12 protein-coding genes are annotated in these 15,970 nt (G+C 64.6%); 4 read left to right on the plus strand and 8 right to left on the minus strand.

Annotated features, from left to right (window positions below):
• Positions 1 to 30: 30 nt before the first annotated feature.
• Complete coding sequence (gene rnr, locus AZSI13_RS03135) at positions 31 to 2,529, plus strand: ribonuclease R (protein ID WP_109039729.1); 2,499 nt, start codon at positions 31 to 33, stop codon at positions 2,527 to 2,529.
• A 4-nt stretch (positions 2,530 to 2,533) separates the two neighbouring features.
• On the opposite strand, the gene AZSI13_RS03140 is transcribed toward rnr, so the two are convergent.
• Complete coding sequence (locus tag AZSI13_RS03140) at positions 2,534 to 3,280, minus strand: pseudouridine synthase (protein WP_109039730.1); 747 nt, start codon at positions 3,278 to 3,280, stop codon at positions 2,534 to 2,536.
• Positions 3,281 to 3,474: 194 nt separating this feature from the next.
• Between AZSI13_RS03140 and AZSI13_RS03145 the strand changes: the two genes are divergently transcribed.
• Both AZSI13_RS03145 and AZSI13_RS03150 read left to right on the plus strand, forming a co-directional pair.
• Positions 3,475 to 5,289, plus strand: a complete 1,815-nt coding sequence (locus tag AZSI13_RS03145; protein ID WP_109039731.1) for a GspE/PulE family protein — start codon at positions 3,475 to 3,477, stop codon at positions 5,287 to 5,289.
• Positions 5,290 to 5,463: 174 nt separating this feature from the next.
• The gene (locus tag AZSI13_RS03150; RefSeq protein ID WP_109039732.1) at positions 5,464 to 6,054 is read left to right on the plus strand and encodes a DUF1415 domain-containing protein; all 591 of its coding nucleotides are present in this window, start codon (positions 5,464 to 5,466) and stop codon (positions 6,052 to 6,054) included.
• Positions 6,055 to 6,191: 137 nt separating this feature from the next.
• Here AZSI13_RS03150 and AZSI13_RS03155 read toward each other — a convergent pair whose 3' ends face one another.
• Positions 6,192 to 6,848, minus strand: coding sequence for a hypothetical protein (locus tag AZSI13_RS03155; RefSeq protein WP_109039733.1), 657 nt, complete (start codon positions 6,846 to 6,848; stop codon positions 6,192 to 6,194).
• Between the two features lie 3 nt (positions 6,849 to 6,851).
• On the minus strand, positions 6,852 to 9,281 hold the full coding sequence (locus AZSI13_RS18140) for a diguanylate cyclase (RefSeq protein ID WP_165833277.1): 2,430 nt from the start codon (positions 9,279 to 9,281) through the stop codon (positions 6,852 to 6,854).
• 419 nt (positions 9,282 to 9,700) lie between these two features.
• Between AZSI13_RS18140 and AZSI13_RS03165 the strand changes: the two genes are divergently transcribed.
• Positions 9,701 to 11,800 carry a methyl-accepting chemotaxis protein gene (locus AZSI13_RS03165; RefSeq protein WP_109039735.1) on the plus strand — a complete coding sequence of 700 codons (2,100 nt, stop codon included), beginning with the start codon at positions 9,701 to 9,703 and terminating at the stop codon, positions 11,798 to 11,800.
• Between the two features lie 63 nt (positions 11,801 to 11,863).
• Here AZSI13_RS03165 and AZSI13_RS03170 read toward each other — a convergent pair whose 3' ends face one another.
• The 5 genes from AZSI13_RS03170 to AZSI13_RS03190 form a co-directional block, all read right to left on the minus strand.
• On the minus strand, positions 11,864 to 13,756 hold the full coding sequence (locus AZSI13_RS03170; protein ID WP_109039736.1) for a GGDEF domain-containing protein: 1,893 nt from the start codon (positions 13,754 to 13,756) through the stop codon (positions 11,864 to 11,866).
• A gap of 159 nt (positions 13,757 to 13,915) precedes the next feature.
• Entirely contained in the window at positions 13,916 to 14,704 is a 789-nt protein-coding gene (locus AZSI13_RS03175; protein WP_109039737.1) for a peptidylprolyl isomerase, read from the minus strand.
• 65 nt (positions 14,705 to 14,769) lie between these two features.
• A complete protein-coding gene (locus tag AZSI13_RS03180; RefSeq protein WP_235609631.1) occupies positions 14,770 to 15,042 on the minus strand; it encodes a BolA family transcriptional regulator in 273 nt (90 codons plus the stop codon).
• Positions 15,039 to 15,341, minus strand: coding sequence for a YciI family protein (locus AZSI13_RS03185; protein WP_109039738.1), 303 nt, complete (start codon positions 15,339 to 15,341; stop codon positions 15,039 to 15,041). Before AZSI13_RS03185 ends, AZSI13_RS03180 begins: the two co-directional genes overlap by 4 nt.
• A complete protein-coding gene (locus tag AZSI13_RS03190; RefSeq protein WP_109039739.1) occupies positions 15,341 to 15,880 on the minus strand; it encodes a septation protein A in 540 nt (179 codons plus the stop codon). Before AZSI13_RS03190 ends, AZSI13_RS03185 begins: the two co-directional genes overlap by 1 nt.
• Positions 15,881 to 15,970: the final 90 nt, after the last annotated feature.

The following is a 15,970-nucleotide window of genomic DNA, read 5'->3' on the forward strand; positions in this document are numbered from 1 at the left end:
GAAGGCGCGATTATAAGGTAAATAAAGACCATGTCAACTAGAAAACTATCTAAAACCAGAAAAAATGATCCCTTCTTTGAAAGGGAGTGCCAAAAGTACGAGATTCCCCTACCGTCCCGCGAATACACCATGCAGGTGTTGCAGGACCAGGGACGCCCGGTTTCCTTCGACCAGATGGTGGCCCTGCTGGACATCAGCCGGGACGAGGAGGAACTCTTCCAGCGCCGTCTCAACGCCATGGAGCGGGACGGCCAGCTGCTGCGCAACCGCAAGAATGCTTACATCCTGCCGGAGAAGGCAGACCTGATCCCCGGCAAGGTGGAAGGTCATCCGGACGGCTTCGGCTTCGTCAAACCAGACGACGGCAGTGACGACCTCTTCCTCGAGCCCAAGCAGATGGACAAGGTGCTGCACGGCGACCGGGTTCTGGTGCGCTGCATCGGCCTGGACCGCCGTGGTCGCCGCGAGGCCACCATCGTCGAAGTGCTGGAGCGGGCCAACACCCGCCTGGTGGGCCGGCTCATGGAAGAGCACGGCATCCAGTTCGTGGTTGCCGAGAACAAGCGTATCAGCCAGGACATCCTGATTCCTCCCACCGCCATGACCGACAAACGGGCCAAGCTCAAGGCCCGCCCCGGCAACGTGGTGATGGTGGAAATCCTCGAGCAGCCCTCCCGCTATTCCCAGCCCATCGGCCGCATTGTCGAGATTCTCGGCAATTACGCCGATCCGGGCATGGAAATCGAGATTGCCCTGCGCAAGCACGATCTGCCCTTCGAGTTTTCCAAGGAAGCCCAGGCCGAAAACCAGGCGGTGCCGGACAAGGTCAAGAAGAGCGACCTCAAGGGCCGCGAAGACTTGCGTGAACTGCCCCTGGTGACCATCGACGGAGAGACCGCCCGGGACTTCGACGATGCGGTCTTCTGCGAGAAAGTGGGCCGCGGCTGGCGTCTGGTGGTGGCCATCGCCGACGTCTCCAACTACGTGCGCCCGGGAATGGCCCTGGACCAGGAGGCCTACGACCGGGGCAACTCGGTGTATTTCCCGCGGCGGGTCATTCCCATGCTGCCGGAAAAGCTCTCCAACGGCATCTGCTCCCTCAATCCGGACGTGGAACGGCTGGCCATGGTGTGCGACATGAACATCAGCGCCACCGGCAGCATCACCAAATACCGCTTCTACCCGGCGGTGTTCCGCTCCCACGCCCGCCTCACCTACAACCAGGTGTGGAGCTGGCTGTCCGGCGACGCTACGCCGGAGAACGAGGTACATCAAGCCCTGCAGCCTCACCTGCAGAACCTCTACAAGCTCTTCCAGGTGCTGCTCAAGGCGCGCAAGAAGCGGGGTGCCATCGACTTCGAGACGGTGGAAACCCAGATGCTGTTCAATGCCCAGGGCAAGATCGACAACATCGTGCCCGTGGTGCGCAACGACGCCCACCGCCTGATCGAGGAGTGCATGCTGGCGGCCAACGTCTGCGCCTCCGGCTTCCTGCATGAGCACAAGCAGGTCTGTCTGTACCGGGTGCACCAGGGGCCGACGCCGGAAAAGCTGGAAAACCTGCGGGCCTTCCTCGGCGAATTCGGTTTTTCCCTGGCCGGCGGCGACGAGCCCAAGGCCAAGGACTACGCCGAGTTGCTGGAAAAAATCCAGGGCCGGCCCGATACCCAACTGCTGCAGACGGTGATGCTGCGCTCCCTGCGCCAGGCCCAGTACGCCCCGGAAAACCTGGGCCACTTCGGCCTGGCCTACGAGGCCTACACCCACTTTACCTCGCCCATCCGCCGCTATCCCGACCTGCTGGTGCATCGCGCCATCAAGGCGGTGCTGGCAGGCGAGACCTACAACCCGGGCAAGTGGGAAGACATCGGCCTGCATTGCTCCGGCACCGAACGCCGGGCCGACGAGGCCACCCGGGACGTGGATAACTGGCTGAAGTGCTTCTACATGAAGGAGCGCATCGGGGAGGAATTCGAGGGCACCATCGCCGGCGTCGCCGCCTTCGGCATCTTCGTCGCCTTGGACGAGGTCTTCGTCGAAGGCATGGTGCACGTCTCCGAACTGGGTGAAGACTACTTCCACTTCGAGCCGGCCAAGCACCAGATGCTGGGCGAACGCAGCGGCAAGCGCTTTCGCCTCGGCGACCGTCTGCGGGTGAAGCTGGTGCGGGCCGATCTGGAATCTGGCCGCATCGACTTCATCCTGGCCCAGGAAAAGAAGGAAGGTCCGGCCGGCGACGACGAGGTGGTGACCTGGCGCAAGAACACCACGGGCAAGCCCGTCCTGGGAGCTCCTGCGCCGCAAGGCAAGCCCCGCGTGGGTTCCGGCGGTGGCAAGCCGGGCAAGGCTGCCCCTGGCGGCAAAGCGGGCGGTCCGGGGCAGGGCGGTCATCGCGGCAAGAGCCCGGCCGGTGCCAAGGCGGGGGCCCCGAAGCGGAGCCCTAAATCAGCACCCAAGGGCAGCCCCAAGAGCGGTGGTAAGGGGGGCGCCAAAGGCGCTGCCAAGGGTGGCAGCCGCAAGGGGCGCTGAGCCTTCAGGGCTGGCCGGCGAGCTCGGGGCCTAGGGCGCTAGCCCAGCCCAGGGTGGCCACCAGCCGGGAAAAATCGCCCTCCAGGGGCGCCTCCAGCCGCAGGGGGGCGCCGCTTGCCGGGTGGGTCAGTTCCAGGCGCAGGCAGGCCAGCAATAGCCGCGAGCAGCCGAAATGTTCGGCGAAGAAGCGGTTATGCCTGCCCTTGCCGTAGGTGGCATCGCCGATGATGGGGTGGGCGATGTGCTTGAGATGGCGGCGCAGCTGATGTTGCCGCCCCGTCGCCGGTTCCAGCTGCATCAGGGCGTAGCGGCTGCTGGGGTAGCGGTCCACCGCTACCGGCAGTTCCACCGTGGCCAGGCGCCGGTAGTGGGTGAGAGCAGCCTGGGGTTCCCGGCTCATGGCCTCCCCCTGCCATTCCTTCTCGTCGAACTGGCGGGTCAGGGGATGGTCGATGCTGCCTGATGCTTCGGGGTGGCCCCGTACCACGGCGACGTAGGTTTTCCCCACCGTCCGGGCTTCGAATTGGCGCCCCAGTTCCCGTGCCGTTTCCGGATTCAAGGCGAACAGCAGGACACCGGAGGTGCCTCGGTCCAGGCGATGGGCCGGGTAAACCCACTGGCCGATCTGATCCCGCAGCAGCTGTATGGCAAAACGGGTTTCGTGGCGATCCACCGGCGAGCGGTGGACCAGCAGCCCCGGCGGCTTGTGGATGGCGATCAGGGTGTCGTCGCGATAGACAATGGGGAGCATGGGCGGGCCTGATGCCGTGCCGGGGCGGACGGCGTGAAGGGAATATGCCGGGACGGGCGAGGATGGGCTGCAAGTCTGTCGGGCGCGAGTGTGCCCCGTATCGGCAAAAAAGTCACCGGGCCGCCAATCCCCTGCCGTTGGCCGGCGGGATTCGTTTATAGTGCGCAGCAGTGCGGTCTTTCTATTCCGATACCATGTCCTCCGTCAGCGCCTCCACCGTCAAATCCTCCCACGCCACTGTTGCGGACCATCGCCTGACCCTGGCAGAAGTGACCAAACTGCTGGTGGCCGATGGCATGGTGGATGCCGTCGTGGCGGAAACCCTGGTGCGGGAGCGTCGCTACCACCGAGGCGACGTGCATCCCCTGGTGGTGGTGGCCGACCAAAACTGGAAAAGCCTGTTGCCGCCCCAGAAGCCCTTGCATCTGGAAGCCCTCACGGAGTGGCTGGCGGAGAAGGTGGGGCTCGATTACCTGCATATTGACCCCCTGAAAATCGATTTTTCTGCCGTCACCGAGGTGGTGTCCAACACCTATGCCGGGCGTTTCAAGATCATTCCCGTCCAGGTCACCACCAAGGAAGTGGTGGTCGCCACCGCCGAGCCCTACCTGCGGGAATGGGAAAAGGAACTGAAGGCTGTCCTGCGCAAGGACATCCGCCGGGTGGTGGCCAATCCCCAGGACATCGCCCGCTATCTGGTGGAGTTTTACAACCTGGCCCGCTCGGTCAAGAAGGCGGCCAAGGAAGGCTCCGAGGTCAGTGGCCTGGCCTCCTTCGAGCAACTGGTGGAACTGGGCAAGACCAACCGCCAGTTCGACGCCAACGACCAGCACATCGTCCATATCGTGGACTGGCTGTGGCAGTACGCTTTCGAGCAGCGGGCCTCCGACATCCACATCGAACCCCGGCGAGAGCTGGGTATCGTGCGCTTCCGCATCGACGGGGTGCTGCATCAGGTGTACCAGATTCCGATGGCGGTGATGGCCGCCATGACCAGCCGCATCAAGATTCTCGGCCGCATGGACGTGGTGGAAAAGCGCCGCCCCCAGGATGGCCGCATCAAGACCCGCACCGCTGGCGGCCAGGAGGTGGAACTGCGCCTCTCCACCCTGCCCACGGCCTTCGGTGAAAAGCTGGTGATGCGCATCTTCGACCCGGAAGTGCTGGTACGGGATTTTTCCGAACTGGGCTTTGGCGAGGAAGACAAGAACCGCTGGCGTTCCATGACCGGCCAGCCTAACGGCATCATTCTGGTGACCGGCCCCACCGGCTCCGGCAAGACTACTACCCTCTATTCCACCCTGAAGCAGCTGGCTACGCCCGAAGTGAACGTGTGCACCATTGAAGACCCCATCGAAATGGTGGAGCCGGCCTTCAACCAGATGCAGGTGTCGATGAACATCGACCTGGGCTTTGCCGACGGCGTGCGGGCCCTCATGCGCCAGGACCCGGACATCATCATGATCGGCGAAATCCGCGACATGGAAACCGCCGACATGGCCATCCAGGCAGCCCTCACCGGCCACCTGGTGCTGTCTACCCTGCACACCAACGATGCGCCTTCTGCCGTCTCCCGCCTGCTGGACCTGGGGGTGCCGCCCTACCTGATCAACGCCACCCTGCTGGGCATCATGGCCCAGCGCCTGGTGCGTACCCTCTGCCCCCACTGCAAGAAGCCGGTGGATATGCGCAAGGAGGATGAGGACATCTGGGACAGCCTGGTGGCGCCCTGGAAGTCCAAGCGCCCGGCCCAGATCTACCAGCCCGTGGGCTGCCTGGAATGCCGCATGACAGGCTACATGGGGCGCATGGGGCTCTACGAACTGCTGCTGCTTTCCCCCGAACTGAAAAAGATGGTCACCGGCGCCACCGACGTGGCCAAGGTCCGTGAGCAGGCTTACCGGGAAGGCATGAAGCCCCTGCGCATCTCCGGTGCCATGAAGGTGGCGGCTGGTCTCACGACCCTGGAAGAAGTGGTGAAGGTGGCGCCGCCCGCCAGCCAGGGCTAGCGCCTTCCTGCGACGGAGGCGCCGCCGTAGCGCGCGCTGCCGGCTGCCTGTCTTTTCCACCCCGCCTTGGCGGACCCCGGCTGGTTCGGCTGATTCAGCAGCTTGCGCCGCTCCCGCCCGGAGGCTCTCCCCATTCTTGTCTATGCCGTGGTTCATTCCCGGAGAAGGTTGTCCATGCTTCCCCCTGTTCTGCATCCCTATACCGACACCGTTGCCGCCGAGAAAATTCTCGCCGATACCCGGCGCTGGCTGGAGCGGGCCGTGATCGGCCTCAACCTGTGTCCCTTCGCCAAGTCGGTGCACGTCAAGAAGCAGATCCGCTACGCCCTAAGCGAGGCCACTACGGCCGACGAACTGCTGGCCGAGCTGGAGCGGGAATTCACCCTGCTGACCGAGACCGATCCGGCGGAGCTGGATACCACCCTGCTGATCCACCCCAAGGTTCTCACCGATTTTCTCGACTACCACTTCTTCCTGCAGGAAGCCGAAGCCCTGATCCGCAACCTGGATTACGAAGGGGTGTATCAGATTGCCAGCCTGCATCCGGATTACGAGTTTGCCGGCAGCGATGCGGACGATATCGACAACGTCACCAACCGTTCGCCCTATCCCACCCTGCATTTGCTGCGGGAAAGCAGCATCGACCGGGCCGTGGCCGCCTTCCCCGATCCGGACAGCATCTACGAGCGCAACATCGCCACCGTGCGCCGCCTGGGCCACGACGGCTGGCGCAAGCTGTTGCAGGAAGAGCCCTCCCAGGACTGAGCGGCTATTCGCCGCGGGCCCCGGCGGGCCACGTCGGCAAGTCAGGTGCCATGGCGGAAGGGGGCGTTGCGCGGTACAGCGGCGGAACAGGGCGTTAGCCTCCGTCCATTCGTGCTCGTCGTACCTGCCCGGCCGCCTCAGTACCGCTCGCCCTGGCCGTAGAAGGGCGGCCAGCGGCCCACCAGGTTTTCCAGCAGGATGAGTTCGGCGTCACTGTGGTTGATTACCGAAGCCGGCGCCATCATGGGCATGCCCTGGTCGGCGTGGAGGTAGACCGGGTGGTCGTGGTGCCGGGTGGTAATGGTTTCCACCCGCCCCGGCTCGGCCAGGGGGGAAACGTCCGCCGTGCCGTAGCAGAGGCAGAAATAGACCCGTTTCTCTTCCGCTTCCAGGTAGCAGCCGGTGCCCCGGATGCCGATGGTGGCGGTAGGCGTTTCGATGCGCCGGCTGCCCTTGGCAAAGACCGACAGCAACTTGCCCGTGGTTAGCCGCAGCACATCCTTGAGCAGGCCTTCGCCCAGGCTCACCCGGGTGTTTTCCCGTTGCAGGAAGGCATCTTCCCCCACCACGTAGATGGCGCTGGCCGCTGGACCGGTATGGATGGCATCGCCTGGGCCGATGGCTTGCCCTGGTCGGGCGTGCTGCCCGTTGATGCGCACCTCGCCGTCGATCCGGTAGAGGCCGGGGGGCACCGGTTTACCCCCAGCCGCTACGGCCTGGCGCAGATAGGTGGAGAGCAGCAGGGAAAGACTGCCGGCAGATAATCCCTGGAGCAGGCGGCGTCGGTCGGGCATGTTTTACTCGCTTTTCGTGGCGGCCAAGACCACTTGGTTACGGCCATTTTCCTTGGCTCGGTAAAGGGCAGCGTCGGCAGCATCGATCAGGTCGTCGGGAGTGGTGCCGTGATCAGGGTAGCAGGCCAGGCCTACCGATAGGGTGGCCTGGAGCATCAGGTTGCCGAAGGGCACCTGCAGGGCGGCAAAGGCTGCGCGCCATTCTTCCACCCGTTGCAGGGCGCTTTGCTGGTCGATGCCCGGCAGCACCAGGAGGAACTCCTCGCCGCCGTAACGGCAGGGAATGTCGCCGTTGCGGGCATTGCGGCGCAGGAAGGCGCCGAGGGCTCGCAGCATTTCGTCGCCGGCGCGGTGGCCATGGGTGTCGTTGAAGCGCTTGAAACGGTCGATATCCAGCATGGCTACCACCAGGGAATAACCATCCCGCTTGGCGCGGGCCAGTTCCCGCTCCAGGGTTTCATCCAGGTAGCGACGATTGAACAGGCCCGTCAGGGCGTCCCGGATGGCCTGCTCCTGGAGCTTTTCCTGAAGGATGTTGATTTCCTGGAGGCGGAAGGCCAGTTGGCCGTTCAGCTCCTGCAGCATGCTCTCGGCCCGTTTGCGCTCGCTGATGTCGGCGAAGGCGATGACCACCGTGGCCTCGTTCCGATCCTGCATCAGGCGGCCGGAAACCAGGGCCCAGAAGACTTCACCTCGGGTGTTGCGCAGACGGGCTTCCACATCGGCCACGGCACCGCTGCGGCGTAATTCCTCAATGAGCCGTTGGCGCTGGCCCACATCCACCCAGAAATCCGTGGCGTAGCGCCCGCCTGCAGATTGCTGCTCCACCTCCAGGCGGGCGGCGGCCCGCTGGTTGAGATAGACCACGCTGCTGTCTTCCAGCCGGGTTACGGTCACCGGGAAGGGGGAGGCCTCGAGCAGCGAGCGATAGCGGCTTTCGCTCTCGTGCAAGGCCTGCTGCACCTGCTCCCGCTGGGTCACATCCGCCGCCATGGCGATGACGCAATCCTCGCCGCTGGCATCGTCGTGGAAGATGGCATTGCTCCATTCGCAGAGAATGGTGCGGCCGTCCCGGGTCAGATTGTGGTTGAGGGAATACTGGATCGGCTGGCCGTCGTAAATGGTGGCGACGATGCGCTCCACCTGGGGCCGGGCCTCCTCCGGCACCATGTAGTCGAAGAAGGGGCGGCCCAGTACTTCCTGTCGCGGCCAGCCGAAAATCTCTTCGGCCCGGTGGTTCCATTCGCGGATGCGAGCCTCCCGGTCGTAGACCATGGCGGCCAGGGGGGCGCTTTCAAAAATCAGGCGCAGCCGCTCCTGGCTGGCCTGGAGGACGCACTCCGCCTGGTCCCGGTGGCGCATCTGGGCTTGCAGGCCCCGGTGCAGGCGCAGCATGTGGAAGGCCGCCAGGGCGCCGGCCAAGGCTAGGGCCAGGCTGCCGGCAATGCTGCCGATGGCCCAGGGGGCTACTTCCGGCGGCTGGGGTGGGCGATAGAGGAGGCCGTCGATGGCGTAGTCGGCGGGTACCATATCCAGTTCGCTGTAGGCGGCGGCGATGCGTTGCCAGCGGCCAGCCGTCATCTGGCCGATTTCTGCCAGGTCGGACTGGATCAGGGGGGCCAGGCGCTCGGCCTCGAATTGCAGGTGTTCCCGGCTGTGGCGTGTGCCGTAGCGGCTGAGGATCAGTTCCACCGCCTCTTCCGGATGGGCCAGGGCGTAGTGCCAGCCCTTCAGGCTGGCGGCGCGGAAAGCGGCGACCTGGGCCGGGTGGCGGGCGATCTGCTGTTCCGAGGTGAACAGGGTGTCGCCATAAAAGTCGATGCCGACGGCCCGGGGAGAGAAGGCCAGATAGGGAAAACCGGCCTGTTCGAGGAGGAAGCCCTCGTCGGTGGCATAGCCCGAGAGGGCATCCACCCGGCCGCTGATCAGGTCGTCCACGGCGAAGCTGGGTGGCACCAGCCGGATGCGCTCCACCGCCACCCGGCTGCGGCGCAGGAAGGCGAAGGCTTCGGCTTCCGTCGGCAGCAGCATCAGGCGCCGGCCCTCCAGGTCCTTGACGCTGCGTACGCCGCTACCGGCCCGGGCGAAGAGCACCAGGGGCGAGTGCTGCATGATGGCGGCCAGGGCCACCACCGGCCGGCCGCGACTGCGCTCGAGCACCAGCTCTGAAGCGCCAACGGCGTATTGGGCCCGGCCGGCAAGGACTTCAGTCACCGGGTCGATATCGCTGCGGCCTTCGGCGATCCGTACTTCCAGGCCGGCTTCCTTGTAGTAGCCCTTCTCCTGGGCCATGTAATACCCGGCGAACTGGAACTGGTGGCGCCATTTCAGTTGCAGATGCACCGTCTCCGGCCTGCTGTCGGCCAGGGCCGGTGCCGTGGGCAGGAAAAGGGTGAGCAGGGCGAGCAGGGCCGGGCGGAGGTACTGCATCATGCCTGGGGGCCTCCGGCGAGACGGCCATTGGGAATGAAAAGTGGCCGGCCTGGGGGAGTCGGCAGGCAGGAAAACAGGGTGAAATGTGGGTTGAAAAGCAGGCAGGGGAGGGCCGGGGCAGGCGGCCATCCGGGCTGGGCGGCAGGGTCCAGGGCCATGGCTGTTTCTCCTTGTTCTTGGCGGGCGCCGGGTGTCGCGGAAATGACGTACGGAATGAGGAAAGGCAAGGGGTCATTGTAATGACAAAGATAGTGCCGCCTTTGCCGACTAGTTCCGTTTTTTGGATTGATTAAGTTGTTATAATCTTGGTTCTATGACCTTGGTTTGCGCGCCCGTCAGGCGTCATTGGCCGCCGTTTTTGGGGGCCGTCTGCTGCGCTGCCTGCCGGGGTTTTCCTTCCCACCGATTCTGCTGGCCCAATGAAAATCAATCTTCCCGTTACCTCCCAGGAAATTGCCTTTCCCTCTGACCGCTATCTGGTTTCCCGCACCGACCTCAAAGGCGTCATCACCTACGTCAATGAAGCTTTCATCGACATCAGCGGCTTTTCCCGCGAGGAGCTGATCGGTGCCAGCCACAACCTGGTCCGCCATCCCGACATGCCGCCCCAGGCCTTTGCCGACCTGTGGGCCACGGTAAAGTCCGGTAACCCCTGGCGCGGGCTGGTGAAGAACCGCACCAAGGACGGTGCCTTCTACTGGGTCGAAGCCTTTGTCGTGCCGGTGGCCAAGGCTGGTAGGGTCGTCGGCTACATGTCGGTGCGTACCGAGCCCAATCGGGCCCAGATCCAGCAGGCGGAGAGCCTTTATCAGCGCCTGCGCAACGACAAGACTGCCGCCCTGCCGAAGGCCGGTGGCGGGCTCTGGGCGCGGCTTTCCGTCAAGCAGCGCCTGGGTGCCATGATGACTGCCTTTGTCGCCATCACCGCCGTGGTGGCCGGCCTCGGCCTGGCCGGCCTGAGCCAGACCAATGCCGCGCTCTCCGAGCAATACGAGCGCAAGCTGGAACCGACGGTGGCCGTCAATGAAATCATGGCCCTGCTGGGGGAAAACCGCTCCCAGATCATGCTGGCCCTGCAGCACGACCCCAAGAGCGATCTGGTGAAGCTCCATGACCACGGTTTGGAGATGCACCTGGAAAAGACCCTGGGCAACCGCCAGAAGATCAACGGCCTGTTGGAAGAACTACAGAAGCAGCCCCTGACGTCGGCAGAAAAGCAGTGGGTGGAAAAGCTCGGCGAGGTGCGCAAGAAATTCTCCGCCGAAGGCGTCAATGCCGCCCGGGATGCCCTCAAGGGCGGTGACTTCCACCAGGCCTCGGTGCTTCTGCTGACGCGCATCAACCCGATCTATGGCGAAGTCCAGCAGGTGGGCCGTACCCTCATTGACGAACTGAAAGCCTCGGCCCGCAGCGATTTCGAAGCTGCGCAGGCCCGCTACCATCGCCTCCTCGCCACCATGGGCGCCGCCACCCTGGCGGCCCTGCTGCTGGCCCTGGGCGGCGGCTGGCTGCTGGTGCGGGCCATCGTCACCCCCATGCAGCAGGCCATTGCCACCTTCCGGCTGATGTCAGAGGGGGATCTGACCAGCGATATCGATATCCAGCGGCGGGACGAGCCGGGCCAGCTGCTTTGCCAGCTGGCCACCATGCAGGCCTCCCTCAAGGCCATGCTGGATCAGGTGCGCCATGCCTCCCAGACCATGGACCAGCGCTGTGCCCAGCTGGATGCGGAAGTCAGCCAGGTGGCCGCCAAATCCCAGCAACAGCTGGATGACGTGCAGAGCGTGGCCGCCGCCACCGAGGAGTTTTCCCAGTCGGTGCAGGAAGTGGCCGGCCATGCCGGGGAAACCGCCGGTGCCGCCCAGGATTCGGAGCGCCTGGTGGGGGAGAGCAATGTGCAGATTTCCCGCAGCATGGAGGCGACCCAGCGGGTGGTGGGGGCCGTGACCGAGGCTTCCGACACCTTGCACCAGCTCAACGATGCCATCGCCAAGATCGGCCAGATGACCCAGGTGATCCAGGAAATCGCCAGCCAGACCAACCTGCTGGCCCTCAACGCCGCCATCGAGGCAGCCCGGGCCGGGGAACAGGGGCGGGGCTTTGCCGTGGTGGCCGACGAGGTGCGCAAGCTGGCGGAGCGCACCACGGCCAGTACCGGCGATATCACCGGCAATGTGGAATCCGTGCAGAGCGCCACCCGTCAGGCGGTGGGCCGTATGGAGCAGGCGGTGGAAGAGGTGCAGTCCGGCATCGGCATGATGCACGAGAGCGTGACCGGCCTGGCCAGCATCGCCGAAGCTTCACGCCAGGTCAGCGGCATGGCGCGGCAGATTTCCGAAGCGGCCCAGCAGCAAAGCCTGGCCAGCCAGGAGGTCAATGGCAGCATGGAGCATATTTCCGTGCTGATCGAGCAGAACACCGTGGCGGCCCAGGAGGCCAAGCAGGCCACCGACAACCTGCTGGCGACGGCAGAGAGCCTGCGCGCCATCCTCGGCGAATTCCGCCTCTATCGCCATTGAGGCCTGGCACGCTGGTGCAGCTGCTTTGGCCCCGGTGGGGCTCTGGGTAGGCTGGAGGGCGAGTCAGACGGTAGCGGTAGCCAGAGCAGGCCGGCGACGTTCGATGAAGAGCGAACTGCCGGCCTGTTTTTTTGCCTGCTTTTTGGCCATGGCGGCTGCCGCTGCCACTTCGTGATGGGAAGCGAAGGCTCCCGGTTCGGCCCGCAGGGCGCCGATGGAGAGGGAGGGCAGGGGCGTGAAAACGCTACGCCCCTTGCGGTCTTCGCCGAGGAAGCCGCCCCGTAGCAGGTCTTCCGGCTGTACCAGGCTCGGCACGTGGGCATCGAACAGGCCCAGGGCCCGGGTGCAGCGTTCCTCCCAGTCCGGGCTCTGGAACAGGATGATGAAGTCGTCGCCGCCGATGTGGCCGATGAAGTCCAGGCGCGGGTCGGCGATTTCCACCAGGATGTGGCCTAGGCGCTGGATCAGGTCGTCGCCCTTGCGATAGCCGTAGACGTCATTGAAGGGCTTGAAATTGTCCAGGTCGAAATAGCAGGCGGAGAAGGGAATCTGGCTGGCCAGCAGGCGCTCTGCATGTTCGTTGATGGGCACGTTGCCCGGTAGCTGGGTCAGGGGGTTGGCGTAGCGGGCGGCGGAAATCTGCATTTCCGTGATCATCGCCATCAGATCCTGGCCGCTGCCAACGCCCTGGTAGCGCCCGCCATCGGTGATGATGAAGCCGTCGTAGAGGTAGTGCTTGGCGGCCCGGGAAATCATCAGGCCCACCTCCTGCACCGAGAGATGCTGGTCCACGATCAGGGGGGCCGGGTCCATGAACAGGGTGCAGGGCTTGCGGCCGTATAGCTCCCGGCGGAAGGGGCGGGCAAAGCGGTCGATCAGGTTGTGCCGGTTGATCAGGCCGATGGGCTGGTGCTCGTTGTTCACCACCGGAATGACGTGCAGCTCCGGGTTCGCCTCGAAGCGCAGATACACCGTGTCATTGCAGGTGTGGGGCATCAGCGGGGCGATGTAGTGGTTGAGGGCGCGGATGGTGGTGCCGCCCTGGGCGGCACCGTTGCCGGGGAAAACGGAAATCTGGCGATTCTTTATGGCGGCGATGACCGCCCCGGCCGGCTGGGTGTCGGGCTTGGGGTCCGGCCGGGCGATGAAGAAGCCCTGGCCGCAGGCGATGCCCAGATCCCGGATGGTGGTGAAATCCGCTTCATCCTCGATGCCCTCGGCGATGATGGCGGCACCGCAGGTTTCGGCAATTTCGTGCATGGAGCGGATGAGCTGGAACTTGAGCGCATCCTCCGCCACGCCCTGGACGAAGTGGCGGTCAATCTTGACGTATTCGGGGCGCAGTTCCGACCACAGACGCAGGTTGGAGAAGCCTTCCCCCAGGTCGTCCACGGCGAAACGGTAGCCCTGGCCCCGGTAGGTGAGGAGCACCTGGTGCAGGTGATCGAAGTCGTGAATCTGCTGGTTTTCCGTCAGCTCGATGACGATACGGCTGGGGGCGAGGCCCAGGCTGCGCAGCAGCTCCAGGGTGTCTCCGTTGCGGAATTCCGGGTCTTCCAGGCAGCGGGGGCTGGCATTGACGAACAGGGTACCTTGCAGCTTGAGGGCGGCAAAGGCTTCGAAGATGGCCCGTCGGCAGGCCCGCTCCAGCTCCATGATGCGGTGGTGGCGCCGGGCCACGTCGAAGAGGGCGCTCGGCATGTGCAGGGGGGAGTCCGAAGGGCCGCGGATCAGGCCCTCGTAGCCGATGTAGGTGTGGCCCCGGTAGTCGAGAATGGGCTGGAAGACTGCCACCAGCCGGTTATCCCGCAGCAGGGCGAGAAACTGGGCCAGTTCCCCGTCTTCCTCGGTGGGGCGGCGGGACAGGGCGGCGGAAGCAGGCAAATAGCCAGGCAGCGCGGGGCCGTGATGGTGGCCGGGCATATGAGACTGCAGGGACTGGAGGGACGCGGTCATGGGAAATCTCCACCGGAAGCTAGTCCCCGAATCTAGTGAGCGGAGATTACAACCCGATGAAGGCCGCCGGCCCATGCAAAAGGGGGAGGGCCTGGCGGCGCTCCCCCTTGTTGCGACAACCTCCCGGAGGAGGCCGTCGAATGGTGCTTTGCGGCGGTCTTATTCCACCTTGGCCTTGGCCCGCAGATCCTTCAGCAGGCCTTCCACCACCTGCTGCTGGGCGCGCTGCTGCAGCTGGGGCTTGACCTGTTCAAAGGCGGGCGGGGTCAGGGGACGGGTGTCGTCCAGCTGGATGATGTGCCAGCCGAAGTCGCTCTTTACCGGGGCTTCGGTCAGCTTGCCCTTTTCCAGCTTGATCAGGGCTTCGGCAAACGGCTTGACGTAGTTGCTGGGGTTGGACCAGCCCAGATCGCCGCCATTGTCCTTGGAACCCGGGTCCTTGGATTGCTTGGCCAGATCCTCGAACTTCTCGCCCTTCTTCAGCTTGTCCAGCAGCACCTTGGCTTCGGCTTCGGTCTCCACCAGGATGTGGCGGGCCTTGTATTCCTTGCCACCCAGTTGGGATTTGATCTGCTCGTAATCCTTCTTCAGCTGGGCTTCGCTGACGGGATGGTTCTTGATGTAGTCCTGGATGAAGGCGCGGATCAGCACGGCCTGGGAGGCCAGGCCCATCTGGGAGGCAATCTCGGGCTTCTTGTCCAGGCCCTTCTTCTTCGCTTCCTGGGTCAGGATTTCACGGCGAACCAGCTCTTCACGCACGGCGGCGCGCAGCTCCGGGCCTTCCTGGGCGCCCTGGGCCTTCTGTTCGGCGATGAAGGCATCGGCCAGGGTCTGGGGTACGGCGGTGCCATTGACGATGACCGCGGGAGCGGCCTTCTGGGCCATGGCGTTGGCGGAAAGGAGAGCGCCGCAAACCAGGGCGGCGGCCAGCTTGGAAACAGTCTGCATGAACGAGTCCTTGTGCTGTGGGGGGGTAAATGTGGTGCAGGGTTATGGGACGACTGGACCGGGAATTATACGGAGTCTTCGTCGGGTGTCAGGGCTTTTATGGCGAGGGCATGGATCGGTCCCCGCATCATTTCGCCCAGGGCGTCGTAGACCAGGCGATGCCGGGCTACGGTGTTCTTGCCGTGGAAGGCGGCACTGACCAGGGTCAGGCGGTAATGGCCGCCTCCGCTGGCGGCGCCGGCGTGGCCCCGGTGGGCGGCAGATTCGTCTTCGATGTCGATACGCAGGGGCGACAGGACGGCCAGGCGCTGCCCCATGGCAGCCAGGGTGTCGCTCACGCCGGCAGTACCTTCTTGAAGGGCTTGATGGTGACCTGGGTGTAGACGCCGGCAGCCACGTAGGGGTCGGCATCGGCCCACTCTCGGGCGGCTTCCAGGGAAGAAAATTCGGCGACGATCAGGCTGCCGGTGAAGCCGGCTGGGCCCGGGTCCGGGGAGTCGATGGCAGGGCAGGGGCCGGCCAGGACCAGGCGGCCTTCCTGCAGCAGCAGGTTGAGGCGGGCCAGGTGGGCGGGGCGGGCCGCCAGGCGGGCTTCCAGGCTGTCGGGGCGGTCTTCGCCGATGATGGCGTAGAGCATCAGTGCTTCTCCTCGTCGGGCATGTATTTGGACAGCATGGCCCCCTGGACCAGGACGAAGGCCAGCATCAGGCCCATGCCGCCAAACAGTTTGAAATTGACCCAGGTTTCCGTGGGGTAGTTGAAGGCCACATAGAGGTTGAGGCCCCCCATGAGGCTGAAGAAGGTGATCCAGGACAGGTTGAGGCGGTTCCAGGCGGCCTCGGGCAGTTCCATCTTGTCGGCCAGCAGCTTGCGGATCAGGTTACGCCGGAAAAACAGGCTGGCACCGCCGAGAATCAGGGCAAAGAGCCAGTAGAGCACCGTGGGCTTCCACTTGATGAAGGTCTCGTCGTGCAGCATTAGGGTGGCACCACCGAAGACAACGATGATGGCCAGGCTGATCCACAGCATGGTATCCACCGGCTTGCGCCGTGCCTTCAGCCAGCCGATCTGGGCGAAGGTGGCGACAATGGCCACCGCCGTGGCGACGTAGATGCCGGCAACCTTGAAGGCGATGAAAAAGAGGATGACCGGGAAGAGATCGAAGAGGAACTTCATGGGAGGGGACTCAGGGGGAACTGCCAAGCTTGGGTCGGCCGATTATGGCGGCTTTCCGGCGGGCTGTCCATGGCGCCTCTGCTATACTCG

Source organism: Azospira sp. I13 (assembly GCF_003112695.1).
GTDB lineage: Bacteria > Pseudomonadota > Gammaproteobacteria > Burkholderiales > Rhodocyclaceae > Azospira.

Coding starts and splice junctions, on each gene's coding strand:
- rnr (WP_109039729.1), top strand. CDS start 31: ATGTCAACTAGAAAACTATCTAAAACCAGAAAAAATGATCCCTTCTTT.
- AZSI13_RS03140 (WP_109039730.1), bottom strand. CDS start 3,280: ATGCTCCCCATTGTCTATCGCGACGACACCCTGATCGCCATCCACAAG.
- AZSI13_RS03145 (WP_109039731.1), top strand. CDS start 3,475: ATGTCCTCCGTCAGCGCCTCCACCGTCAAATCCTCCCACGCCACTGTT.
- AZSI13_RS03150 (WP_109039732.1), top strand. CDS start 5,464: ATGCTTCCCCCTGTTCTGCATCCCTATACCGACACCGTTGCCGCCGAG.
- AZSI13_RS03155 (WP_109039733.1), bottom strand. CDS start 6,848: ATGCCCGACCGACGCCGCCTGCTCCAGGGATTATCTGCCGGCAGTCTT.
- AZSI13_RS18140 (WP_165833277.1), bottom strand. CDS start 9,281: ATGATGCAGTACCTCCGCCCGGCCCTGCTCGCCCTGCTCACCCTTTTC.
- AZSI13_RS03165 (WP_109039735.1), top strand. CDS start 9,701: ATGAAAATCAATCTTCCCGTTACCTCCCAGGAAATTGCCTTTCCCTCT.
- AZSI13_RS03170 (WP_109039736.1), bottom strand. CDS start 13,756: ATGACCGCGTCCCTCCAGTCCCTGCAGTCTCATATGCCCGGCCACCAT.
- AZSI13_RS03175 (WP_109039737.1), bottom strand. CDS start 14,704: ATGCAGACTGTTTCCAAGCTGGCCGCCGCCCTGGTTTGCGGCGCTCTC.
- AZSI13_RS03185 (WP_109039738.1), bottom strand. CDS start 15,341: ATGCTCTACGCCATCATCGGCGAAGACCGCCCCGACAGCCTGGAAGCC.
- AZSI13_RS03190 (WP_109039739.1), bottom strand. CDS start 15,880: ATGAAGTTCCTCTTCGATCTCTTCCCGGTCATCCTCTTTTTCATCGCC.